This is a genomic window from Saccharothrix longispora (assembly GCF_031455225.1).
Lineage (GTDB): Bacteria > Actinomycetota > Actinomycetes > Mycobacteriales > Pseudonocardiaceae > Actinosynnema > Actinosynnema longispora.
Genome location: NZ_JAVDSG010000001.1, coordinates 6,056,296 through 6,080,154, shown reverse-complemented (window position 1 = coordinate 6,080,154; position 23,859 = coordinate 6,056,296). Strand labels below are relative to the sequence as shown.

General features: G+C 72.9%; 22 protein-coding genes. 15 read left to right on the top strand and 7 right to left on the bottom strand.

Features of this window, described 5'->3' with window-relative positions:
* Positions 1-5: 5 nt before the first annotated feature.
* On the top strand, positions 6-239 hold the full coding sequence (locus tag J2S66_RS25575) for a hypothetical protein (protein ID WP_310309865.1): 234 nt from the start codon (positions 6-8) through the stop codon (positions 237-239).
* Between the two features lie 320 nt (positions 240-559).
* Here J2S66_RS25575 and J2S66_RS25570 read toward each other — a convergent pair whose 3' ends face one another.
* On the bottom strand, positions 560-1,315 hold the full coding sequence (locus J2S66_RS25570) for a M23 family metallopeptidase (RefSeq protein ID WP_310309864.1): 756 nt from the start codon (positions 1,313-1,315) through the stop codon (positions 560-562).
* A gap of 769 nt (positions 1,316-2,084) precedes the next feature.
* On the opposite strand from J2S66_RS25570, the gene J2S66_RS25565 reads away from it, so the two are divergent.
* The 7 genes from J2S66_RS25565 to purH all read left to right on the top strand — a co-directional run bounded on the left by J2S66_RS25565 (position 2,085) and on the right by purH (position 10,834).
* Positions 2,085-3,722: a hypothetical protein gene (locus J2S66_RS25565; RefSeq protein ID WP_310309863.1), complete on the top strand. Its 1,638-nt coding sequence runs from the start codon at positions 2,085-2,087 to the stop codon at positions 3,720-3,722.
* 243 nt (positions 3,723-3,965) lie between these two features.
* Entirely contained in the window at positions 3,966-5,135 is a 1,170-nt protein-coding gene (sucC, locus tag J2S66_RS25560; protein ID WP_306743554.1) for an ADP-forming succinate--CoA ligase subunit beta, read from the top strand.
* Positions 5,136-5,137: 2 nt separating this feature from the next.
* Positions 5,138-6,028, top strand: coding sequence for a succinate--CoA ligase subunit alpha (sucD, locus tag J2S66_RS25555; RefSeq protein WP_310309862.1), 891 nt, complete (start codon positions 5,138-5,140; stop codon positions 6,026-6,028).
* Between the two features lie 186 nt (positions 6,029-6,214).
* Positions 6,215-6,883, top strand: coding sequence for a DUF5336 domain-containing protein (locus J2S66_RS25550; RefSeq protein WP_310309860.1), 669 nt, complete (start codon positions 6,215-6,217; stop codon positions 6,881-6,883).
* A gap of 135 nt (positions 6,884-7,018) precedes the next feature.
* The gene (locus tag J2S66_RS25545; RefSeq protein ID WP_310309858.1) at positions 7,019-8,563 is read left to right on the top strand and encodes a cell division protein PerM; all 1,545 of its coding nucleotides are present in this window, start codon (positions 7,019-7,021) and stop codon (positions 8,561-8,563) included.
* A gap of 55 nt (positions 8,564-8,618) precedes the next feature.
* The gene (gene purN / locus J2S66_RS25540; protein WP_371320613.1) at positions 8,619-9,254 is read left to right on the top strand and encodes a phosphoribosylglycinamide formyltransferase; all 636 of its coding nucleotides are present in this window, start codon (positions 8,619-8,621) and stop codon (positions 9,252-9,254) included.
* Positions 9,251-10,834: a bifunctional phosphoribosylaminoimidazolecarboxamide formyltransferase/IMP cyclohydrolase gene (gene purH / locus J2S66_RS25535; RefSeq protein WP_310309856.1), complete on the top strand. Its 1,584-nt coding sequence runs from the start codon at positions 9,251-9,253 to the stop codon at positions 10,832-10,834. The genes purN and purH overlap by 4 nt, the downstream gene beginning before the upstream one ends.
* Before the next feature lie 92 nt (positions 10,835-10,926).
* Here the strand turns inward: purH and J2S66_RS25530 are convergent, their stop codons facing one another.
* Positions 10,927-11,673 carry a hypothetical protein gene (locus tag J2S66_RS25530; protein WP_310309855.1) on the bottom strand — a complete coding sequence of 249 codons (747 nt, stop codon included), beginning with the start codon at positions 11,671-11,673 and terminating at the stop codon, positions 10,927-10,929.
* A gap of 277 nt (positions 11,674-11,950) precedes the next feature.
* Here J2S66_RS25530 and imuA' point away from each other — a divergent pair, with 277 nt between their 5' ends.
* The 4 genes from imuA' to J2S66_RS25510 all read left to right on the top strand — a co-directional run bounded on the left by imuA' (position 11,951) and on the right by J2S66_RS25510 (position 18,162).
* Positions 11,951-12,646, top strand: a complete 696-nt coding sequence (gene imuA' / locus J2S66_RS25525; protein WP_510184962.1) for a DnaE2-dependent mutagenesis accessory factor ImuA' — start codon at positions 11,951-11,953, stop codon at positions 12,644-12,646.
* Positions 12,647-12,742: 96 nt separating this feature from the next.
* On the top strand, positions 12,743-14,317 hold the full coding sequence (locus J2S66_RS25520) for a DNA polymerase Y family protein (protein ID WP_310309852.1): 1,575 nt from the start codon (positions 12,743-12,745) through the stop codon (positions 14,315-14,317).
* Positions 14,318-14,866, top strand: coding sequence for a hypothetical protein (locus J2S66_RS25515; protein WP_310309851.1), 549 nt, complete (start codon positions 14,318-14,320; stop codon positions 14,864-14,866). It abuts the gene before it with no gap.
* Entirely contained in the window at positions 14,866-18,162 is a 3,297-nt protein-coding gene (locus J2S66_RS25510) for an error-prone DNA polymerase (RefSeq protein WP_310309850.1), read from the top strand. The genes J2S66_RS25515 and J2S66_RS25510 overlap by 1 nt, the downstream gene beginning before the upstream one ends.
* 133 nt (positions 18,163-18,295) lie before the next feature.
* On the opposite strand, the gene J2S66_RS25505 is transcribed toward J2S66_RS25510, so the two are convergent.
* A complete protein-coding gene (locus J2S66_RS25505; protein ID WP_310309849.1) occupies positions 18,296-18,862 on the bottom strand; it encodes a dihydrofolate reductase family protein in 567 nt (188 codons plus the stop codon).
* Between the two features lie 75 nt (positions 18,863-18,937).
* Here J2S66_RS25505 and J2S66_RS25500 point away from each other — a divergent pair, with 75 nt between their 5' ends.
* A complete protein-coding gene (locus J2S66_RS25500; protein WP_310309848.1) occupies positions 18,938-19,501 on the top strand; it encodes a TetR/AcrR family transcriptional regulator in 564 nt (187 codons plus the stop codon).
* Positions 19,502-19,616: 115 nt separating this feature from the next.
* On the opposite strand, the gene J2S66_RS25495 is transcribed toward J2S66_RS25500, so the two are convergent.
* The 4 genes from J2S66_RS25495 to J2S66_RS25480 are packed head-to-tail and all read right to left on the bottom strand — an operon-like array spanning position 19,617 to position 22,934.
* The gene (locus J2S66_RS25495; RefSeq protein WP_310315072.1) at positions 19,617-19,910 is read right to left on the bottom strand and encodes a DUF3017 domain-containing protein; all 294 of its coding nucleotides are present in this window, start codon (positions 19,908-19,910) and stop codon (positions 19,617-19,619) included.
* 19 nt (positions 19,911-19,929) lie between these two features.
* Positions 19,930-20,787, bottom strand: a complete 858-nt coding sequence (locus tag J2S66_RS25490; RefSeq protein WP_310309846.1) for a bifunctional methylenetetrahydrofolate dehydrogenase/methenyltetrahydrofolate cyclohydrolase — start codon at positions 20,785-20,787, stop codon at positions 19,930-19,932.
* 16 nt (positions 20,788-20,803) lie between these two features.
* A complete protein-coding gene (locus J2S66_RS25485; RefSeq protein ID WP_310309845.1) occupies positions 20,804-21,733 on the bottom strand; it encodes a DMT family transporter in 930 nt (309 codons plus the stop codon).
* On the bottom strand, positions 21,726-22,934 hold the full coding sequence (locus J2S66_RS25480) for an MFS transporter (RefSeq protein ID WP_310309844.1): 1,209 nt from the start codon (positions 22,932-22,934) through the stop codon (positions 21,726-21,728). Before J2S66_RS25480 ends, J2S66_RS25485 begins: the two co-directional genes overlap by 8 nt.
* 109 nt (positions 22,935-23,043) lie before the next feature.
* Between J2S66_RS25480 and J2S66_RS25475 the strand changes: the two genes are divergently transcribed.
* Together J2S66_RS25475 and J2S66_RS25470 are read left to right on the top strand one after the other, a co-directional pair.
* Positions 23,044-23,544: a YbaB/EbfC family nucleoid-associated protein gene (locus J2S66_RS25475; RefSeq protein WP_310309842.1), complete on the top strand. Its 501-nt coding sequence runs from the start codon at positions 23,044-23,046 to the stop codon at positions 23,542-23,544.
* Positions 23,541-23,852 carry a WXG100 family type VII secretion target gene (locus J2S66_RS25470; protein WP_306743537.1) on the top strand — a complete coding sequence of 104 codons (312 nt, stop codon included), beginning with the start codon at positions 23,541-23,543 and terminating at the stop codon, positions 23,850-23,852. The genes J2S66_RS25475 and J2S66_RS25470 overlap by 4 nt, the downstream gene beginning before the upstream one ends.
* Positions 23,853-23,859 lie beyond the last annotated feature (7 nt).

Sequence of the window (23,859 nt, the reverse complement as noted above, 5' to 3'; positions counted from 1 at the left end):
GAGCCGTGGCGGAAGTCGATGACGACCGCGCCCCTGCGCCGGCTGGAGCGCGACGGGCTGGTGCCGAGCACCGCACCCCGACCGCGCCTCCGCGCGTCGACTACGAGCTGACGCCCTCGGGTGAGCACGCACGGGTCGACCAGGTCCTCGGCACGCGGTCCGACCGGCACGAACCCGAGGTCGCGGCGGCGCGCGCCGCGTACGACGCCCGGCCGGGTGAGGACTCCGGCGCCGCCTGACGTCACCTGTCCGGGTAAATCCGGATTCGCCCGCAACCCCGGCCGCCACCGGGCGTCCTAAGGGGTGTCACCAGCGGGACGGCCTGGTCGTTCGGGGCGAGCGGCCGTCGGGGGGAGCCGCCGGTGGCGAGGGGGGAACGGGTGCGCCCACCGCGTCGGGGCGGTGGCCGCACCGGGGATCGCCGCCGGGGGGGCGGTCGCACGACCACGGGGTGAGGCCGGGCTGCTCGTCGAGCAGCCCGGCCTCTGTCGTCCGTGTCGTCCTCCGCCGTCCGCTGCCGCCGTCCGCGTCGTCGCGCGGCCGGCCGGCGCTCGACGCGTCAGACGCTGACGCCCTTGCCGTTCAGCCAGGTCAGCGGGTTGATCTTCATGCCGGCCGGGTTCCAGACCTCGAAGTGCAGGTGCGGACCGGTCGAGAAGCCGCGGTTGCCCATGCGGGCGATCTGCTCGCCCGCCATGACGCGCTGGCCCTTGCGCACGGAGAAGGTGTCCATGTGGCCGTAGACGGTCGTGGTGCCGTCGTCGTGCTCGACCTTGACCCAGAGGCCAAAACCGCTTGCGGGACCGGCCTCGACCACGACACCATCCGCGGCGGCCAGGATCGGCGTGCCGATGGGGCCGGCGATGTCGATGCCGTAGTGCATCTCGCCCCAGCGGCCGCCGTAACCGGAGGTGAAGGAGCCGGCGGCGGGGCGCACGTACTTGGGGCGCTTCGCCTCGATCTCGGCGGCTTCGCGGTTCTCGGTGATCTGCTGGCTCTTGACGAGCTTCTGGGCCTCGGCCGCGGTGTCGACCGTCTTCGCGACGGGCAGGACCTGCGGTGCCGCGGGGCCGGAGCCGCCGACGCCGAACGCGGCGGCGCCGTCGGCGGCGTTCGCGAGCGGTGTGACCTCGTCGGCGGAGGAGGGGGAGTCGGAGCCGAGCGCGTGGAGCGTCTGACCTGCGCCGGCGGCGGCGAAAGCGCCTACGGCGACGGCCGCGACCACGATCCGGCCGCGCAGCGCCGAGGGCGGCGGCGGGAGCCGGTGAGTGCTGACCGCACGCGTCGAGGCGGATTCGACCGCTTCGTCGAGCACAGCAGAACTCGTATGGCCGCCGGGGGAGCGGTGTCGGGACAAAACCTGGCCTTCCGTCTTCGGGGAGTCCGGTCGGACACCGGGCGGGGGATCCCGGTCGAGCCGGTCGGGGTAACCGACTCGCTGTCCTGCTTGTGACCAGACCGTGACAACGGACCGGGGGAAGATAACGGGGCGAGACCCTTAAGGGCAATCCCCGGTGTCGATGTCTACCGTTTAGCGCCCGAAGGCTCGCGCAGAACTGTCAACTGTGACTTTCGGTCATCGGAACCCCAGGAAACGTGGTGCGTACAGGCACGATGGGGTGACCCGCAGCATGGTCCGATCGTGTGACTGGGCTCACTACTGCACGCGGAGCGCTACGGGCAACCGATATTCAAAGGTGACCTGAATCACGTATCCCGTACTCCGGTGCGCGCAGCGCGGCGTGCTCCGAGCGGACGTTCCCCCGACGGGGGACGTCCTGAACGCTCCACCGCGGTGCCCGACGCACCGCGGTGGAGCGGAACGGTCGTCCCGCTTCCCCGGACCGGTCGTGTGCCACACCCCGAAAACCCCGTACCCCGAAGCCCGCTACCCCGTGGGCCAGTGCACTTCGGGTGCCCGCCCCTCCCACTCCCGAAACGGTCGGACCCCACCGACCCCTCAGACCACCCGTACGAGTGAAGGTAGGCGGTACCCCCGACAACCGGCCGCGTCGCGCGCGCATTCCCCCGCGCGCACCCCGCGCGCCGCGACCGCCGGCCGCCCCTTTGCTAGCGTCCGACCGGTGATCCGAACCGCGGACCCGGTCTCATCGGCACCCACGAGGCTGCGCTCGGCGGTCGGGCTCGGCCTCGCCGGCTCGCTGCTCGGCGCGGCGGCCCCGCTGGTCGGGGTGGTCGACGCGGGCGCGCCCCCGGCGTTCACCGCGTGGCCGCTGCTGGCCGTGCTCGCCTTCGCGCCGACCGCCCTGGCCGCCGCCCTGCTCGCGCGCGGCCACCAGGTCAGCGCCGCCGCCTCGCTGCTCGCCCCCGCGGTCTTCGCGGTGGGTCGCCTCCTGGTCGACCTCCAGGTCCTCGTCGACCCGCTCGACACCGCGCGCCCCGAGCTGTTCCGCCCGGCGACCCTCGACGCACCCACCCCCGCGGCGGGGGTGTGGCTGCTGCTCGCCGGCCACGTGCTGCTGGTCGCAGCGGGCGCGCTGGCCGCGACCACCCTCGCCGAGCCGGACGCGCGCGCCGAGCGCGCCCGCTTCGTCCTCCCCGCCGTCGCGGGCCTGCTGGCCGGCGCCGGCCTGTTCGCCGCACCCTTCACCTCGACCGACGCGCTGCTCCCGGCACGCGGCCCGCTCGACTCGCCCACCCCGTCGATGCTCGGCGGCCTGCTGCTCGTCGTCGCCGCACCGGTCCTCGCCGTGATCGCGGCCAGCGCCACCACGCCCGAGGCCCGCCGGGGCGGCCTGCTCGGCCTGGCGGCGACCCTGGTCACCGTCGCGCTCCCACCGGTCGCCACCGCCCTGGTGACCGACCGCGTCGGCCCGGCCGCCGGCCCGTTCCTGGTGCTGGCGGCCGCCGCACTGCTCACCTGGTCCCAGCGCGACCGCACCGCCGACCGGGCCACCGACCGCCCCGCAGAACCCGGGCTGCCCGGCCTGCGCCGCCTGCACACCGTCGCGGGCGCCCTCGGCCTGGTCGCCGCGGCCGCCGCCGTCGCGGGCGCGCTGACCGACCAGCTCGTCCTCCCGGCCGGCCTGCCCGCCCCCACCGACTACGCCGCCCGGCTCCTGTGGCCCGCCGCCGTCGCCGTCGGCGTCCTGGGCGCGGCCCTGCTCGCCAGGGGCGCGGCCCGCCCGGCGTTCGCCGTGGCCACCGCGACCGTCCCGCTCGCCGCCGCCGGCGCGCTCGACGCCGTGTTCGCCGCCACGCGGGTCGACGCCGTCCAGCCCGGCCCCGGCACGTGGTTCACGGTCGTGGCCGCCCTGGCCGCCCTCGCCGCCGCCGTCACCGCCGCCCTGGCCGGCGCGGTGGAGCGGGACGAGGCGGGCGCCGCGTCCGGGGAGGCCCCGCTGCCGCTGATCGCGGGCGCCCTCATCGCAGCCCTGCTCGCCGTCGGCGCGTTCGCGCTGCCCGTGATCGAGGCCCGGGACTACGCGCCGATCACCGCGTTCGGCCTGCGCGTCGGCTCCTGGGGGCTGCTGGTCGCCCTGGTGACCGTGCTCGGGGCCGCCGCCCTCGCCCTGCGCGCCCGACCGGGCAACGGCGCCGCGCTCCTGCTCGGGGCCGCCGCCGTCACCGGCACGAGAGCCCTGGAGTACCCGCTCACCGCCGCCCGCGCGGCCGGGGCCGAGCCGGGACCGGGGCTGTGGCTGGCCCTCGCCGCCACCGCCGCCCTCCTGGTCACCGCGGCGGTCCGCACCGCCCGCTGAACCGGTGTGGTGATCGACCTCACCACCTCTATGACCGACTTCACGGGCGTGGGGTGCGGCGTGGTCCGGGCAGGTCGATAGTGTCTTGCGAAGCCGCGTCGAGCCGGTCCCCCCCACGGCTATGCCGGCGTTCCAGGTGATGCCTGGTACGTGAGGGCACCAGGCACCAGCCTGGAGCGCCGGACCATCGAGGGACCGCACGAAGAGGCGCGGTGTCCGACACCGACGTCGCAGGAGACCCGAGTGGACCTGTACGAGTACCAGGCGAAGGACCTCTTCGCCGCCCACGACGTCCCGGTACTTCCGGGCGACGTGGCGACCACCCCCGCCGAGGCCAAGGCCATCGCCGAGCGCTTCGGTTCGACCGTCGTGGTGAAGGCCCAGGTCAAGACCGGCGGTCGCGGCAAGGCGGGCGGCGTCAAGCTCGCCGAGAACCCGGACGAGACCGAGGCGAAGGCCGAGGCCATCCTCGGCCTCGACATCAAGGGTCACGTCGTGCACCGCGTGCTGGTGACCCCCGCGTCCGACATCGCGGAGGAGTACTACTTCTCCTTCCTCCTCGACCGCGCCAACCGCACCTTCCTGGCCATGGCCAGCGTCGAGGGCGGCATGGACATCGAAGAGGTCGCCGCGACCAAGCCCGAGGCCCTGGCCAAGGTGCCCGTCGACGCGATCACGGGCGTGGACCGCGCGAAGGCCGACGAGATCGTCGCCGCCGCGAAGTTCCCGGCCGAGGTGGCCGACCAGGTCGCCGACGTCATCGTGAAGCTCTGGGACACCTTCGTGTCCGAGGACGCCACGCTGGTCGAGGTCAACCCGCTGGTCCGCGACCCCGAGGGCAGGATCGTCGCGCTCGACGGCAAGGTCACCCTCGACGAGAACGCCTCGTTCCGCCACCCCGCCCACGAGGCGCTGGTGGACAAGCAGGCGGAGGACCCGCTGGAGGCCAAGGCCAAGGAGAAGGGCCTCAACTACGTCAAGCTGGACGGCCAGGTCGGCATCATCGGCAACGGCGCCGGCCTCGTCATGTCCACCCTCGACGTGGTCGCCTACGCGGGTGAGAAGCACGGCGGCGTGAAGCCCGCCAACTTCCTCGACATCGGCGGCGGCGCGTCCGCCGAGGTCATGGCCAACGGCCTCGACATCATCCTGAACGACCCCGACGTGCGGTCGGTGTTCGTGAACGTGTTCGGCGGCATCACCGCGTGCGACGCGGTCGCCAACGGCATCGTGGCCGCGCTCGGCATCCTGGGCGACGAGGCCGCCAAGCCGCTCGTCGTCCGCCTCGACGGCAACAACGTCGAGGAGGGCCGCGCGATCCTCGCCGAGGCCAACCACCCGCTGGTCACCGTGGTGGACACTATGGACAACGCGGCCGACAAGGCTGCCGAGCTCGCGGCTGCGGGGGTCTGACGATGGCTATCTTCATCACCAAGGACAGCAAGGTCGTCGTCCAGGGCATGACCGGGGCCGAGGGCACCAAGCACACCAAGCGGATGCTGGCCTCCGGCACGAACATCGTCGGCGGCGTGAACCCGCGCAAGGCCGGCGAGAAGGTCGACTTCGACGGCAACGTGCTCCCGGTGTTCGGCGGCGTCGCCGAGGCCATGGAGGCCACCGGCGCGGACGTCACCGTGATCTTCGTGCCGCCGGCGTTCGCCAAGGCCGCCGTCATCGAGGCGATCGACGCGGGCATCGGACTGGCCGTCGTCATCACCGAGGGCATCCCGGTGCACGACACCGCCGCGTTCTGGGCGCACGCCGTCGCCACCGGCAACAAGACCCGCATCATCGGCCCGAACTGCCCCGGCCTGATCAGCCCCGGGCAGTCCAACGCCGGCATCATCCCCGCCAACATCTCCGGCGCGGGCAAGATCGGCCTCGTGTCGAAGTCCGGCACGCTGACCTACCAGATGATGTACGAGCTGCGGGACTTCGGCTTCTCCACCGCCATCGGCATCGGCGGCGACCCGATCATCGGCACCACGCACATCGACGCCCTGGCGGCCTTCGAGGCCGACCCGGAGACCGCGGCGATCGTGATGATCGGCGAGATCGGCGGCGACGCCGAGGAGCGGGCCGCGGCCTACATCAAGGAGAACGTCACCAAGCCGGTCGTCGGCTACGTGGCGGGCTTCACCGCGCCCGAGGGCAAGACCATGGGGCACGCGGGTGCGATCGTGTCCGGCTCGGCCGGCACCGCCGCCGCGAAGAAGGAGGCCCTGGAGGCCGCCGGCGTGAAGGTCGGCAAGACGCCGTCCGAGACCGCCGCCATCATGCGGGAGATCATGCAGTCGATCGGCTGACATTCACCCGTTCGTGGAACACACTGAAGGCCACCTCCCACCCCGGAGGTGGCCTTCGGCACATGCCGATCCGGTTGATCGGGTGCTTTCCGGGGAACCACGGGAGTCCGGTGGGCGTCGGAGAGTGTGCATCGGCTAGCGTTCTGTCGTCCCGATCAGTACCCCGCAGGTGGAGGAGACCGCACCATGTCCCAGCCGTACGGCGCCCCTCAGCAGCAGCCGGGACCGGCGCAGCCGGCGGTTGGCGTGAACCTGAACCTGATCCTGCCGCTGGTCGCGGCCGGTTTGGCGTTGATCGCGTTCCTGCTCGCGTTCGCCGACGACGTGCCGTCGTCGGGCTTCATCGAGTTCATGTACGCCGCGGGCATCCTCGCCGGCCTGTCCGTGCTGCCCAAGGCCCCCCGGGGCCTGCTCTACGCGGCCGTGCCGCTCGCGATCATCCCGACGCTCGTGCTGCTCCAGAGCATCGTCAAGACCGAGGCCGACGTGGAGGGCATGCAGGTCGTCCTGCTGATCGTGTCGCTGCTGCTCTCCGCGGCCGTGGTGGCGAGCCTGCTCCTCGACGCGGGCGTCCTGAAGCTCACGCCGAAGCCCGCGAACCCCTACGGCCAGCAGCCCGGCGGCTGGAACCCGCAGTCCGGCGCGTTCCCGCAGCAGGGGCAGCCGCAGCAGTACGGCCCGCCGTCCGGCCAGTTCCAGCAGCAGCAGCCGGTCCAGCCGCAGCAGGGCCAGCAGCCCGGCCAGCCGCAGCCGACCTCGTACATGCCGCAGCCCGGCCAGTTCGGCCAGCCCGGCCAGCAGCCCGGTCAGGGCACGCCGCCCGGCGGGTTCGGCGGTCCCCAGCAGCAGTCCTGACGCAGACGTGGGAGGGGTGGCACCGGTGCTCCGGTGCCACCCCTCTTCGCGTGTGCGGCGAGCCTCACCCGAACGGCCCATCGTGACTGGGATGGTGGACAGATGCCGGTGCTGCAAACGACTCCACACGGTGCCGTGACGGACTCCGTGCGCCCGCCCGAGTTCTCCCGCGCGGAACGCGCGCGGGTGCTCACCACGACCGCCGCCGGTTCCGTCGTCGTCGGGTACGCGGCCGTCGCGGCCCTGCTGGCGCTGATCTCGTCGACCGCCGCGCACGCGTCGTTCTCGACCACCGGCGTGCTGACCGCCGCCGCACCCGGCTGGCTGGTCGCGCACCACGTGCCGCTGCGGTTCGACGGCGGGCAGCTCGGCCTGCTGCCGCTGCTGCCCACCGCGCTGGTGATGCTGCTGGTGTACCGGGCGGCGGCGAGCGCGGCCGACCGGCTCGGCCTGTTCGAGCCGTTGCAGGCCCGGTCCGTGGTGTTCAGCATCGCCGGCACGCACGCCGTGGTCGGCGGCGTGATCGCGTTCCTGATGGGCGACGACGGCGTGGTGCGCGCGACGCCCGCGGTGGCGTTCTTCGGGTGCGCCGCGGTGTCCGGCGTGGCGGCCGTGGCGGGCGTCGCGCAGCGCTGCGGCCTGGTGGAGGTCGTGTTCGAGCGCGTCGACCCGGTGGCGCGGCGCGGTCTGCGGGCGGGCGCGCTGGCGCTGTTCGCCCTGACCGGCGCGGGCGCGCTGGTGCTGACCCTCGGCCTGCTGTTCTCCTGGTCCACGACCGCCTCGCTGTTCGACCAGACCGGCGGCACGATCGGCACCGGCCTCGGCATCTGGCTCATGTGCCTGGCCTACCTGCCGAACGCGGTGGTCGGCGCGCTGTCGTACGTGGTGGGGGCCGGGTTCTCCATCGGCTCGGCCGTGGTGCGCCCGCTGGAGTTCGTCGGTGGCCCCGTGCCCGCCGTGCCGCTGCTGGCGGCCCTGCCCGAGGAGCAGGCGGGTTACCTGCCGCTGGTCCTCGTGGTGCCGGGCGCGCTCGGCGTGCTGATCGGGTTCTCGCTGCGCGACGCCGCCGGGACGCCCCGCGCCAGGGTGCGCGCGGTGCTGGTCGCGGCGGTCACCGCGGCCGTGGGGCTGCTCGTGCTGGCGGCCGTGTCGGGTGGTGCGCTGGGGTCCGGCGCGTTCGACCCGGTCACCATCCCGGCGGGGTTGCTGGCCGTGCTCACGATGGCGTGGATCACCGTGCCGGGTGCGGTCGTGGCCTGGTTCTCCGGCCCCCGGCCGGCGCGCGTCCGGACCCCCGAGCCCCAGCCGGTGTTCGAGGCCGCCGCCGAGGAGTCCGATCCCGACCCGGACGCCGATCCCGACCCGGACGCCGAGTACGACTCGGACGCCGAGTACGAGGAGTACGACGAATCGGACGAGGACCCCGAGGACTACGAGGACGACGCCGAAGGGGAGTACGACGACCAGTCCGAGGACGAGGAGTACGACGAGGACGAGGACCTCGACGACTCCGAAGACCTCGGTTCCGAGGAGTACGCCGACGACGAGGACGCCGCCGACGAGGACGCCGCCGACGACGAGGTCGAAGAGGACCAGGCCCCCGAGTCGGGCGCCGACCCGGACGACGGTCGGGACAGCGACCCGGACAGCGACCCGGACCTGGCCGACAAGCCGAGGTGAGCACCACCTAGGCTGCTCTTGAGCTGCTGTGACAGTCCCCAGCAAGGAGAGCACGCTGAGCGCCGCGACCACACTCCGGCTTCCCGTCCCCGCCAGGGTCGTCGTCCTCGTCTCCGGTTCCGGCACCCTGATGCAGGCGCTGCTGGACGCGGCGGCAGACCCCGGTTACCCGGTGGAGGTGGTGGCCGTCGGTGCGGACCGCGCCGGCATCGAGGGCCTGGCCCGCGCCGAGCGCGCCGGCGTCCCGACCTTCACCGCGAAGCTGCGCGACCACGCCGACCGGGCCGCGTGGGACGTCGCCCTCGCCGACGCCGTCGAGGCGCACCGACCCGACCTCGTGGTGTCCGCGGGGTTCATGAAGATCCTCGGCCCCGCCTTCCTGGCCCGCTTCGGCGGCCGGATGGTCAACACGCACCCCGCGCTGCTGCCCGCTTTCCCGGGCGCGCACGGGGTGCGCGACGCCGTCGACTACGGCGTGAAGGTCACCGGCGCCACCGTGCACCTGGTGGACGGCGGCGTGGACACCGGGCCGATCCTGGCCCAGGAAGCGGTCGTCGTCGCCGATGACGACGACGTCGAAAGCCTGCACGAGCGCATCAAGGTGGTGGAGCGGCGGTTGCTCGTCGACGTGGTCGCCCGCCTGGCCCGCGAGGGCTGCACCGTGAACGGACGAAAGGTGAGCATCCCGTGACCACTCCTGCCGAGAGGCGACCGGTTCGTCGGGCCCTGATCGGGGTGTCCGACAAGTCGGGGCTGCTGGAACTGGCCACCGGCCTGCACGCGGCCGGAGTCGAGATCGTCTCCACCGGCGGCACCGCGAAGACCCTGGCCGACGCCGGGGTGCCGGTGACGCCCGTGGAGAGCGTGACCGGGTTCCCCGAGGTGCTCGACGGCCGGGTCAAGACGCTGCACCCCGGCGTGCACGCGGGCCTGCTCGCCGACACCCGCCGCGAGGCCCACCTGGAGACCCTGCGCGAGCTGGGCATCGAGCCGTTCGACCTGCTCGTGGTGAACCTGTACCCGTTCGCGCGCACCGTCGCGTCGGGCGCGTCCCCGGACGAGTGCGTCGAGCAGATCGACATCGGCGGCCCCGCCATGGTGCGCGCGTCGGCGAAGAACCACGCCAGTGTCGCCGTCGTGGTCGACCCGTCCCGCTACGGGTGGGTGCTGGAGCAGGTCGCAGCCGGCGGCTTCACCCTGGCCGAGCGGCAGCGGCTGGCCGTCGACGCGTTCCGGCACACCGCGTCCTACGACGTGGCCGTGGCCTCCTACCTGGGCAGCGTCGTCTCGCCCGACGACGAGGGCTCAGGCTTCCCCGGCTGGGTCGGCGCGACGTGGAACCGCAAGCAGGTGCTGCGCTACGGCGAGAACCCGCACCAGCAGGCCGCCCTCTACACGCGGGGCGACGGGCTGCCCGGCCTCGCCACGGCGTCCCAGCTGCACGGCAAGGAGATGTCCTACAACAACTTCGTGGACTCCGACGCCGCCTGGCGCGCCGCGTGGGACCACGAGCTGCCGTGCGTCGCGATCATCAAGCACGCCAACCCGTGCGGCATCGCGGTGTCCAAGGTGGACGGTCCGGGCGCCATCGCGGAGGCCCACCGCAACGCGCACGCGTGCGACCCGGTGAGCGCGTTCGGTGGCGTCATCGCGGCCAACCGCGAGGTCACCGTGGAGATGGCCGAGCAGGTCGCCGACATCTTCACCGAGGTGATCATCGCTCCGTCGTACGCCGACGGCGCGGTCGACGTGCTGACCCGCAAGAAGAACATCCGAGTCCTGGTCGCCCCCGAGCCGGAGCGCGGCGGTGCGGAGATGCGCGCCGTGTCCGGCGGGCTGCTGCTCCAGACCGCCGACACCATCGAGGCCGACGGCGACGACCCGGCCAAGTGGACGCTGGCGTGCGGCGAGCCGCTCTCCGAGGAGGGCCTGGCGGACCTCGCGTTCGCCTGGCGCGCGTGCCGCGCGGTGAAGTCCAACGCCATCCTGCTGGCCTCCGGCGGTGCCACCGTCGGCGCCGGCATGGGGCAGGTCAACCGGGTCGACGCGGCCCGCCTGGCGGTCGCCCGGGCCGGTGAGCGGGCCAAGGGCGCGATGGCCGCGTCCGACGCGTTCTTCCCGTTCCCGGACGGCCTCGAAGTCCTGCTGGAGGCGGGCGTGCGCGCCGTCGTGCAGCCCGGTGGCTCGGTCCGCGACGCCGAGGTCATCGCGGCCGCCGAAGCGGCCGGCGCCACCGTCTACCTGACGGGCACGCGGCACTTCGCCCACTGACCACCGCCCCGAGGGGGTGTCCAGGAGGGGCCCGACCGGCTGACCGCCGGTCGGGCCCCTCCCGCGTGACCGCCCGTCTCCCCGCCTGCGCGCTACCGCACCAGTTCCTCGGCCGTCCGGCGCGCCACGGCCTCCGCGTCGTCCACCGGGAACGCCGAGTCGCTCAGGAAACCCTTGTCCCGGCCGAAGTAGCGGATGTTCCACACCACCGCGCCCTTGCGCACCAGCAGGTTCACCTCGGTCAGGTCCGTCGACGAGGAGGGGATCACGACCATCGCCTGGTCGCCGAGGCCGTCGACCTGCTTGGCCTGCGACCCCGAGGCGTAGGACGTGAAGCTCGTGTAGTTGCCCTCCGCCATCTCCTCGTTCCGGTCGGACTTGTCGGAGAACTTCGCGTAGTCGTAGACCAGCACGTGGATCGTCCGCGGGTTCCGCCCGTCCCGGCCCTTGGTCTGCTCCCAGGCGCAGTGGGTCTGCTTCATGCCCTTCTCGGCCTCGGCGGGGGCCTGGATCAGCCGGAAGCTGCTCACGTGCGCCTGCTGCTTCAGCGAGTCGCTCAACGCGCACTGCGCGACCGGCTCCCCGCCCGGCCCGCCACCGGGCTCGTCGACGTAGTCGAGGTAGAGCTTCCCGACCACCCCGGCCACCAGCAGCACGACGACCGCGACCACGATCCCGACGACCAACCCGGTCCGCTTCTTCCGAACCGGCGGCGGTCCCGCGTACCCGCCGCCACCGGGTCCGGGTACGTACCCGCCGCCACCGGGTACGTACCCGTACCCGCCGGGAGGCGCCTGCCCGGGCGGTGTCTGCTGCGGCCAGTTCTGAGGTGAGTTCACGGTTCCCCCCGTGCTGTGGTCGATTCCGGCTTCCGAGCGATTCCTGCTGCGGCCGCGCCGTGCTGCGGTCGACGGGCCGCGAGCAGTCTGCCGGCCCGCCTCCTGCCCGCCGTCCGCGATCTCCCCCGATCGTGTCCCCGATCGGCATTGACACGCACGGCCTCCCTAGCGATAAGATCACCATGTCATTCGAACAAGTGTTCGATAGACAGGTCGCCGACTTCCCACGGCGATCCGTGCACAGGGGTGCGCGCGGATCAGTGGTGAGGGAGGGCGGGTGTCGAGGTCGGCAACGGCGACGCCGGCTGCGCTCGGGGTAGGCGCGGCAGGCGAGCTGACCACCGCACCGGTCCGGGCTCTGCCAGTTCGCGGGGAACTGGCAGAGCTCCTTCCCCGGGGCGGCTTGCGGCGGGGTAGCACGGTGTCGGTGCGAGGGTCGACATCGCTGCTGCTCGCGCTGATGGCCGAGGCGACGGCAGAAGGATGCTGGGCGGCCATTGTCGGCCTGCCGCGGTGCGGGGTGCTCGCGGCGGCCGAACTGGGGGTGGCCGTTCACCGCCTCGCTCTGGTCCCCCGCCCCGGCGGGGACCGGAGCGAGGTCGAGAAGACGATCGCCGCCCTCCTGGACGGCTTCGACCTGGTGGCCGTGGCCACCGAGGTCACCCACTCGGCCGCGCGCACGCTCTCCGCCCGGGCCAGGAACCGCAAGTCCGTCCTGCTCCCGTTCGCCGTCCAGTGGCCGGGCGCCGACGTGGTGCTCACCGCCACCTTCAGCCCCTGGACAGGTCTGTCACGAGGTCACGGCTTCCTGGCCACCCGTCCCACCACGGTCCAGGCGACAGGTCGGGGCGCCGCCGCGCGCCCGCAACGCACCACCTTCCCCCTCCCGGGCACCGCGGCCCCATCGCCCTCCCGGCACCGCCGTCCGCTGACCCCGGTGCCGGCGAAACCCCGCAATCCCAAGGCGGTGTGACCCCGCCGCCCGCTCGTCGTGCACGTCCTCCCGCCATTTCCGTCGAAGAGGTGAATCCTGTACACGCTCGCTGTCTGGTGCCCGGACTGGCCGGTCGTGGCCGCGTCCGCCGAAGCCGCCCTGCTCCCGCACGTGCCCGCGGCCGTCGTCGACTCGGGTGAGGTCATCGCCTGTTCGGCGGTCGCACGAGCCGAAGGCGTGCGTCGCGGGATGCGCAAGCGCACGGCTCAGGGCCAGTGCCCCGAGCTGGTCGTCTTCGACCACGACGAGGCTCGCGACACGCGCCTCTTCGAACCGGTCGCGGCGGCGGTCGAAGAACTGGCACCGGGAATCGAGGTCGTCCGAGCCGGACTGGTCGTGGTCGCGGCGCAAGGCCCGATCGGCTACTTCGGCTCCGTCGGGCAGCCGGCCGGGCGGTCGGCCGAGCAGCCGACGGGACGAGCAGCCGAACAGGTGGCCGAACGCCTGGTCGACCACATCGCCGTGCGCACCGGCGTCGAAGCCCTGGTCGGCTTCGCGGACGGCTTGTTCGCGGCGACCCTGGCCGCCCACCGGGGCGTGATCGTGCCGCCCGGCCGCAGCGCCGACTTCCTGGCACCGCTCGACATCCGCGAACTCGACCACCCCGCCGAACGCCGGGCCGACCGCGCCGACCTGGTGGACCTGCTGCGCCGCCTCGGCCTGCGAACGCTCGGCGAGTTCGCCGCGATCCCCGAACGCGCCGTCGCCACCCGCTTCGGACGACGAGCCGTGCTCGCCCAGCGCCAAGCCGCCGGTCTGGAGGAACGCCCCAGGTCCCGCCGCCGCCCACCACCCGACCTGTCGGTGACCGGACAGCTCGACCCACCCGTGGAACGGGTCGACGCCGCGGCCTTCGCCGCCAAGGCCCTGGCCGAACGCCTGCACACCGTCCTCGCCGCCCGCGGTCTCGCCTGCACGCGCCTGGGCATCCAGGCCACCACCGAGAACGGTGAGCAGCTCCACCGGGTGTGGCGTTGCGCGGACCCCCTCACCCCGCAGGGCATCGCCGACCGGGTGCGCTGGCAGCTCGACGGGTGGCTCACCCGAGCCCGGCTCACCACCGGCATCCAGGTCCTCCGGCTCCACCCGGAGGAAGTCGTCGACGCCACCGCCCTGCAACCCGGCCTGTGGCCGAGCGCGGGCCAGGACCAGGGCGAAGCAGCCGAACGCGCGGCACGGGCGATGGTGCACGTCCAGGGCCTGCTGGGCCCCGACGCCGTGCTCACCCCCGTCCTGGGCGGTGGTCGAGGGCCGGTCGAACGCGTCCGCCTGGTGCCGTGGGGTGATGCGCGAACCCCGGCGGCCGACCCGGACCAACCCTGGCCGGGCCGCCTGCCGGCCCCGTCCCCGGCCACGGTCTTCCCGGACCCCGAACCGGTCGCGCTGGTGGACGAGTCGGGCGCGGACGTCGTGGTCACCGGCTACGCCGAACTCATCGCCGACCCCCACCGCATCGTCCACGCGGGACGGACCCGCCAGGTGATCGCCTGGTCCGGCCCGTGGCCCGTGGACGAACGCTGGTGGGACGGAACCACCGCCGTCCGCGCCGCCCGCCTCCAGGTCCTGGGCACCGCGCCGGACGGGGAAGAACAAGCATTCCTGCTGATCCGCGCGGGCGGTAAGTGGGCCGTGGAAGGGGTGTACGACTAGATGACCAGCCGTCCCGAGCACAACCGTCGCCAGGACCACCACGACGACGACACGCCGTCCACGCCGACCACGTGGCGCGACCCGGAGCACCTACGACCGCCCGGCCCGGCGATCCCCACCGACCGCGAGCGGACCGCCCGAGACCTGGCCGCCCGAGACCTGGCCGCCCGAGACCTGGCCGCCCGAGACCTGGCCGCCCGAGACCTGGCCGCCCGAGACCTGGCCGACTGGTTGACCGGGTTCGCCGTGCCCGGACAACGCGCCGACGAACCGACCGACCCGACGGACCCCGGCTGGACCGCACCTCCGAACCCGCCGAAGTCGACCACGCCTCCACTCCCGAGGCGCGTCCCCCGGAAGCCACCGCCACCGGCAACCTCCCACCCGCACACCTGGCACCTGCCGCCGTCACACCTGCCGCCGTCACACCTCCCAGCGCACCCGCCCACCGCATGCCCCTCGACACCGCAGCCGTCCTCCGACTGGCAGCCGCTCGACGTCCTGTCGCTGATCCCGGCCCCGCGGCCCGCCCCGGACAACTCGCGCTGATGGGCTGGAACAACCCACCGGTCCGGTGGTCCGACCTGGAACAGGCGCTGTCCGGCAAGCCCCACGTCCCCGACGGCGGCGACGGCCCGGGGTGGTCCCGCCGCCGCGACCGGTACGAGGCGCCGGCCGACTCCGGGATCAAGGTCGACGAACTGGGTTCCACTCGTTCGCGCGTGCCGTACGTCGAGCTGCACTGCCACTCGAACTTCAGCTTCCTCGACGGGGCGAGCCACCCCGAGGAGCTGGTCGAGACCGCACAGCAGCTCGAACTGGACGGCATAGCGCTCACCGACCATGACGGCATGTACGGCGTGGTGCGGTTCGCCGAGGCTGCCCGGGAACTCGGCGTGCGCACGGTCTTCGGCGCCGAGCTGAGCCTCGGCCTGTCCGCTCCGCGTAACGGCGCACCCGACCCGGATGGCGTGCACCTGCTGCTGCTCGCCACCGACCGCGACGGCTACCACGCGCTGTGCCGCACGATCACCAGCGGCCAGCTCGGCCCCGGCAGCGAGAAGGGCCGTCCCGTCTACGACCTGGAACAGGTGGTCGCGGACACCCGGGACGAGTGCGTCGTCCTCACCGGCTGCCGCAAGGGCGCGGTGCGGCGCGCACTCGACCGCGACGGACCGGACGCGGCGTTCGTGCAGGTGCGCCGGCTCGTCGACCTGTACGGCGAGGACCGGGTGTTCGTCGAACTCACCGACCACGGTCATCCCGAGGACGGCCCGCGCAACGACCTGCTGTGGGCCATGGCCCACGACCTCGGCCTGCCGACCGTGGCGACGAACGCCGTGCACTACGCCGTACCCGGACGAGGCCGGCTGGCGGCGACCATGGCCGCGGTGCGTGCCCGCCGCAGCCTGGACGAGATGACGGGGTGGCTCCCACCCGGCCGCACCGCCTTCCTGCGGTCGGGCGAGGACATGGCCCGCCGGTTCGCCCGGTTCCCCGGCGCGGTGCACCGGTCGGCCGTGCTCGGCATGCAGTGCCAGTTCGACCTGAAGCTCATCGCTCCACGACTACCCCCCTTCGACGTTCCCCCCGGTCACGACGAGAACAGCCACCTGCGCGAACTGACCTACGCGGGCGCGGCCAAGCGGTACCGCTCCATCGGCGAGAATCCCAGGGCCTACGAGCAGGTCGAGCACGAGTTGAAGATCATCGAGGAACTCGGCTTCCCCGGTTACTTCCTCGTCGTGCACGACATCGTCGACTTCTGCCGCCGCAACGGCATCCTCTGCCAGGGCCGAGGCTCGGCCGCGAACTCCGCGGTCTGCTACGCGCTGGGCATCACCAACGTCGACGCCGTCCGCTTCGACCTCCTCTTCGAGCGCTTCCTGGCCCCTGCCCGCGACGGCCCACCCGACATCGACCTCGACATCGAGTCGGACCGCCGCGAGGAGGTCATCCAGTACGTCTACGACAAGTACGACCGCCGCCACGCCGCCCAGGTCGCGAACGTCATCACCTACCGCGGCCGGTCGGCCGTCCGCGACGTGGCCCGGGCCCTGGGCCACTCCGCCGGCCGGCAGGACGCGTGGAGCAAGCAGATCGACCGCCAGGGGCCCCTGCGCTCCACGGTGGACGAAGGCGGTATCCCGCGCGCCGTGCTGGAACTGGCCGCGCAGTTGGAGGGTTTCCCACGCCATCTGGGAATCCACTCCGGCGGCATGGTCATCTGCGACCGACCGGTCAGCGAGGTGTGTCCGGTCGAGCGAGGCCGCATGGCGGACCGCACGGTGTTGCAGTGGGACAAGGACGATTGCGCCTCCATCGGGTTGGTGAAGTTCGACCTGCTCGGTCTGGGCATGCTCTCGGCACTGCACTACGCGATCGAGCTCGTTCGCGAGCACGAGGGCGTCGAGGTGGACCTCGGCAAACTCGACCTGGCGGACCAGCGCGTCTACGACATGCTGTGCCGCGCCGACACCGTCGGGGTGTTCCAGGTGGAGAGCCGCGCCCAGATGGCCACCCTGCCGCGGCTCAGACCGAGGGAGTTCTACGACCTGGTGGTCGAGGTCGCCCTGATCCGCCCCGGCCCGATCCAGGGCGGCTCGGTGCACCCCTACATCCGCAGGCGCAACGGCCAGGAGAAGTGGCGGCACGACCACCCACGCCTGGCGGGCGCGTTGGACAAGACCCTCGGCGTGCCGCTGTTCCAGGAACAGCTCATGCAGATCGCGGTCGACGTGGCCGACTTCAGCCCCGCCGAGGCCGACGAACTGCGACGCGCCATGGGCGCCAAACGCTCCACGCACCGCATGGAACGCCTCCGTGAACGCTTCCACCAGGGCGCCAGGGCCAATGGCCTGGGTGAGGAACTGGCCGAGCAGATCTACGCGAAGCTGTTGGCGTTCGCCAACTTCGGCTTCCCGGAAAGCCACGCGCTCAGCTTCGCGCACCTGGTGTTCGTCAGCGCCTGGTTCAAGCTCTACCACCCGGCCGCGTTCTGCGCGGCCCTGCTGCGTGCTCAGCCCATGGGCTTCTACTCCTCCCAATCACTCGTCGCCGACGCCCGCCGCCACGGCGTGCGCGTACTCGGTCCCGATGTCAACGCCAGCCTCACCCACGCCACCCTCGAACCCGTCGACGGCGAACAGGCCGTCCGCATCGGCCTCGGCGGCATCCGGACCATCGGGCCGCAGGTCGCCGAAGCCGTTGTCGCGCAACGGGATGCGGGCCCGTTCCGTGACATGGCGGACTTCGGTGCCCGCGTCCGACTCACCACCGCGCAGGTCGAGGCCCTGGCCACCGCAGGCGCCTTCGGCTGCTTCGGCCTCGACCGGCGTGCCGCGCTGTGGGCGGCGGGCGCCGTGGCGAAGATCCGTCCCGACCGCCTGCCCGGTACCGCCGTCGGCACGGACGCCCCCGTCCTGCCCGGCATGGACGAGGTGGAGTTGGCCGTCGCCGACGTCTGGGCGACAGGTCTGTCCCCGGACAGCTTTCCGACCGAGTTCGTCCGCGAACGGCTCACCGCTCTCGGCGCCCTGTCGACCGCGGCGCTGGCCGACGTGCCCGACGGCACCAGGGTGCTGGTCGGAGGTGCCATCACCCACCGCCAACGCCCCGCGACCGCGGGCGGTGTCACGTTCCTCAACATCGAGGACGAGACGGGCATGGTCAACGTCGTCTGCACCACCGGACTCTGGGCCCGCTACCGGCGAGTCGCCCGTACGAGCCCGGCGCTGCTCGTCCGGGGCGTCGTCGAGTCGGCGGAGGGAGTCGTCAGCCTCCGCGCCGACCGCCTCCAACGCCTGGACCTGCGCATCCCCTCCCGTTCCCGAGACTTCCGCTGACCGCGCGGCGGCCGGCGTCGCCGCATCGGGACGGTAGGAGCGGGGCTGCTCGACGGTCGGGCTGGTGTGGTTGTCGAGTCGGATCGCGGGAAGCGCGTCGGCAGCCGGTGCAGGTCGAGGACAGTTCATCTGATCAGGTGACCTCCTCCTTGGCGTAGGTGGTGAACACGACGCCCGTGTCGAAGGTTCGCGTGGACGCCTTCGCGAAGCGGGCCGTCGGGAAGTCGCCCGCGAACAGCGGAATGCCCTTGCCCAGAACGATCGGGTGGACCTTGAGGATCAGTTCGTCGATCTCGGGCAGCAGGGTGGCGGCCAACCTGCCGCCCCCGCACAGCCAGATCCCCAGGCCCGGCTCGGCCTTCAGCGCGCGGACCGTTGCCAGCGGGTCGGACACGACCTGCACGTCAGGAGGGGTGGTGCTGAGCCTGGACGAGACCACGTACTGGCGCAGGTGCCGGTACGGACTGGGTGGCCCGCCCGGCACCTGGTAGGTGGCGCGGCCCATGAGGACCGTGTCGAAGTCCTTGTTCGGGGCGTCGATGCCCAGAGCGTGGCGCGCCTGGCTCGGCAAGGTGTCGGGGTACTCCTCGAAGACGGCCGTCATGTGGTCGCCCTCGAAGAGGAAGTCGCCGTACCCGCCGGTGGGATCGGCGATGAACCCGTCGAGCGAGGTGGCGATGAAGTAGGTCAGGTTTCGCATGGCTCATTCCTCCGTGTCTAGCGTCGACCACTACGACCGTAGTACTATGACCGGAGTGGTTGTCAAGGAGGAATCATGACCAGTAACCCGACCAGGCGAACGGCGCTGGTCGACGCGGCGATCGAGGTGCTCGCCCGCGAAGGTGCGCGCGGGTTGACCTTCCGGGCGGTCGACGTGGAGGCCGGCGTGCCGAAGGGCACGGCGTCCAACTACTTCGCCAACCGCGACGACCTGCTGCGCCAGGTGGCGGAGCACATCCACGTCCGCCTCACGCCCGACGCGGTGCGGCTCGCCGAGACCATGGACGCGCCGCCGGACAAGAGCCTCGTGGTGCGGCTGCTCCAGGAGCTGCTCGGGCGGCTCCAGGTGGACCGGACCGGGTACCTCGCGCTGCTGGAGCTGCGGCTGGAGGCGACCAGGCGCCCCGAGTTGCAGGCCGCGCTGACCAAGGCGATCAGCACGCACCTGGAGGAGAACGTCCGCTTCCACCTGGACGCGGGCCTGCCCGGCGACCGCACCACGGTCGTCTCGCTCTACCTGGCCATGAGCGGCCTGGTCGTGGAGCACCTGACACTGCCCGACGTGCTGCCGGAGGAGGAGATGACGCGACTGATCACCGCGCTCGTCGAGCGCACCTGATCGGCGGCGAGGAGGGGCGGGCCGACACGCGGTCGGGCGAGGGCCGCGCGGCCGGTGAACGCCGCACGACCGGTGAACGCCGCGACCGACGGTGCCGTGTCGGTGGTCGCGGCGCCTAGCGCTCCAGGGGACCGCCGATGATGGTCATGGCGACCACGATCACGGCGAATCCCAGGCCGGTGTAGAGGAGCGCGTCGACGCTGCGGCTGCGGATGGCGAGCAGGCCGGCCTGCTCGTCGGTCACCATGATCCGCAGCAGGGCGGCGACCAGCAGGGCGAGGCCGATCAGGACCACGCCTTGCCGCCAGTGGTACTGCACGATCCGCACGAATCCGAGGAAGGTGATGGCCAGCACCAGGGCGAACGGCAGGTGTCGACCCGCCGCCGACCGCCAGCGCTGTTCGGGCAACAGCTCCACCGCTTCCGCCTCAGGCCGTCGCGAGGTTGCGCTCGGCTGCCTCGACCGTGTTGGTCAGCAGCATGGCAATGGTCATCGGTCCCGCGCCACCCGGGATCGGGGCCAGGTAGCCCGCGACCTCCGCCACGTCGGGGTGGACGTCGCCGACCAGGCCGGCCTCGGTGCGGGTGATGCCGACGTCGACGACGGCCGCGCCGGGCTTGATCATGTCCGCGGTGATCAGACCGGGGCTGCCCGCGCCCGCGACCACGATGTCCGCGCGCCGGACCTCGGCGGCCAGGTCCTTGGTGCCGGTGTGGCACAGGGTGACCGTGGCGTTCTCCGAGCGCCTGGTCAGCAGCAGGCCGATCGGGCGACCGACGGTGACGCCGCGGCCGACGACGGTCACGTTGGCGCCTGCCAGGGGCACGTCGTAGCGGCGCAGCAGTTCGACGACGCCGCGCGGGGTGGCGGGCAGCGGTGCCTCGTCGCCGAGCACGAGCTTGCCCAGGTTGACGGGGTGGAGCCCGTCGCCGTCCTTGCGCGGGTCGATGCGCTCCAGGATCGGGTTCGGGTCGAGGTGCTTGGGCAGCGGCAGCTGCACGATGTACGCGGTGCACGCAGGGTCGGCGTTCAGCTCGTCGATGACCGCTTCGAGCTGTTCCTGCGTGGTGTCCGCGGGCAGGTCGCGGCGGAGGGAGGTGATGCCGACCTTGGCGCACGCGAGGTGCTTGCCCCGCACGTACGAGTGCGATCCGGGGTCGTCGCCGACCAGCACGGTGGCCAGGCCGGGCGTGATGCCCTGCTCGGCCAGGGCGGCGACCCGCCCGCGCAAGTCCTCGAAGATCGCGTCCCGGGTAGCCCTGCCGTTGAGGATCGTCGCAGTCACGGGCCTCATCCTCTCATCACCGGCGGGCGGGCAGCGCGGCGACCGCCACCGCGATCAGCGTCAACGCCGTGCCGATCACGGTGACCGCGGACAGCTGCTCACCTGCGGCGGGGGCCACGAGGTCGACGGCGAGCGCGCCGACGAGCTGGCCGGCCACCTGGCACAGCCCGACCAGCAGCACACCGAGCCGCCGCACCGCCAGCACGGCCGAGCCGATGGTGACGATGCCGAGCACGCCGCCCGCGTAGAACCACGGCTCGGCGGGTGCGGCGGACGGCAGGCCGCGTGCCGCCACGTCCACCGCGCACACGACGAGCAGCACCGCCGTCCCGGTGCCGAAGTTGACCATGGTGGTCACCCGGGTGCTGTTCGCGGCCTCTCTGACCAGGCCGTTCACCGCCTGCTGCCAGCCGAGGCCGAGGCCGGCCAGCGCGGGCAGCAGCGCGAGCCACAGCTCGGCCGGGTCGCCGACCTCGTCCGACACGGCCACCGCGACCGCCACCACGGCGAGCGCCGCGCCGATCACGCGGGGCGGGGTCAGCGGCACGCGGCCGGCCGGTCCGACGCCCATCCGGTCGACCGCCAGGCTGCTCACGGTCTGCGCGGCGACGACCGCCACGGTGAACACGGCCACGCCCAGCGTCGCGACGGTCAGGCCCTGCGTGGACACGAAGAACGCCCCGCACGCCCCGCCGGCGCACTGCCACCAGCGGATCCGGCCGTCGCGCAGGGCCGCCGCCAGCCGGGTCACCCCGGCGCGGCCGGCCCGTGACGTCGGCACAGCCAGCAGCAACAGCACCAGCCCGCCGCCGAACGACACGAGCGCGGCCAGGAAACCATCGCCGAAGACGAGTCCGAGTTCGCCGTTCAACCGGCCCTGGACGGCCAGGAACACCCCGCCGACGAACGCGAGGAACGCGCCGGCGAACCGGACGCGGTCACCCAACCGACACGGTCCCGCGCTCGCGCACCCGGCTCGCCAGGAACGCCCCGAACAGCGCCAGCGCGGCGCTCGCACCCGCTGCCGCGGCAGGGCCGACGTGGTCGAGCAGCGTCCCGGCCAGGGGGAGCGACAACGCCGAGCCCGCCGTGGTGAACGTGCCCATCCAGCCGAACGCCTCGGCCTTCCGGTCGTCCGGGGCGAGCCCGCTGATCCGCTGGTTGTTGGCCGCGATGGCGGGTGCGATGGCCATCCCTCCCACTCCGAGCACGAGTCCGATCAGCCACGCCGACGACGGGTCCAGCACCGGCGGCAGGACGAGCACCAGCGGTGCCACGCCCAACGCCATCAACAGCATCCGCCGGGCGAACCGGACCCGCCCGGTGAGCCCGCCCGCGATCAGGCCGCCGACGACGGACCCGATGCCCCACACCGCCGTCAGCGCCCCCGCCACCGCGGGCCTGCCCAGGTCACGGGCCCAAGCGATGATCACCATGTCGATCGACACCAGGGACGCGACCAGGAACATCGCGGTCACCAGCGCGAGCGCCAGCGAACCGTCGGCCAGCAGCGTCCGGCCACCCGCCGGCCTCTTCCCCGCCACCGGTTCGTCCAGGCCCGCCCGGCGCAGCGCCCCGGCGAACCCGAGCGCCCCGAACACCGCCAGCACGCCGCACAGCCACAGCGCGACCTGCGCGTCCCACACCGCCACCACGGTCGCGGCCAGCGCCGGTCCGACGACGTACATGACCTCCTGCATCGACGCCTCGACGGTGAACACGGCCGACTGCGCCGCCCCCTTCGCGAGGCGCGGGAAGCTCGCCCGGCTCATCGCCGTCACCGGCGGCGTGCTCAACCCGGTCAGGAAGCCGACGACCACCGCCACCGGCCACGCGCCGCCGGGCAGCACCGCGGGCAGCAGCCCCAGCGCCGCGATGCCCGTGCCGTAGCCCAGTGCCGTGACCAGCAGCAGCCGTCCGGCCGGACTGCGGTCGGCGGCCCGTCCGCGCACCGGGCCCGCCACTCCCATGCCCAACGTCAACGCGCCGCCGACCACGCCGGCCACCGCGTACGACCCGGTCCACCCGGCCATCAGGAACGACACCGCCAGCGGTGTCGCGGGCAGGTGCGTGCGGCCCAGCATCGACCACAGCAGCAGCGACGGCAGGTGGGGGACGCCGGCGAGTTCTCGGTAGGGGCGCAGCACGGTGACACTCTGCCCGCCGGCACCGACAGCGGGATGCCGAACATCCACTGGAACCCGCGGCCCTCGGTTAGCGTCAGCACCTCTGCACGCCGCTCACGAGGGGACAGCTGTGACCGATCCGACCGGACGACGGGCCGAGCTGGAGGCGCGGAACGCGGCCATGCGCGAGCAGGTCGACTCCCTCCTGGCCGAACTGAACAAGAAGACGGCCGAGCTGCGCGAGACCCAGGCCAAGGCCATGGCGATCACGGCCAGCGCGGTCTCGAAGGACGGCTCGGTGCGCGCCACCGTCGACTCCGCGGGCGCGTTGACGTCCCTGGAGTTCTCCGCGAGCGCCTTCGAGCGCACCACCCCGGACAAGCTGGCACGCCTGACCACCGAGACCGTGCAGCAGGCCGTAGCCAAGGCGCGGACCGAGCTGAACGAGGTGCTCGCCCCCGCGCAGCAGGGCGCGAGCGTCGACCTGTCGGAGATGCTGCCCGGCGTGCCGTCGCTGTCCGACCTCATCCCGAAGCCGCCCGTCGTGCCGCAGGCGTCGACGCCGCCCAGGCGCCCCACGCCCCGGGACGACGACGAGGGCGGCAGCTTCATGGACAGGAGTGGCTGGTGACCGGCTTCGACGTCAGTGTGTCCGGCCTGCGCCGCGGTGCGGCGCAGTTCGGTGCGGCGGGGGATTCGCTCGACGGCGTGCTGCAGGCCTTGAACTCCGCCTTGCAGGCCGAGGGGCAGTGCTGGGGCGGTGACGAGTCCGGGCAGGCCTTCGCGAAGGAGTACGTGCCCAACTCGCAGGCGACGCTGGAGGCGTTCGGGAGCCTCGCGCAGGCCCTCGACGACATCCGCACCGGCGTGGAGCAGACCGCCGACGCGTACGAGGGTTCGGACCAGGGCAACGCGACCGGGATCTCCCGGACTTACTGAGGGGCAC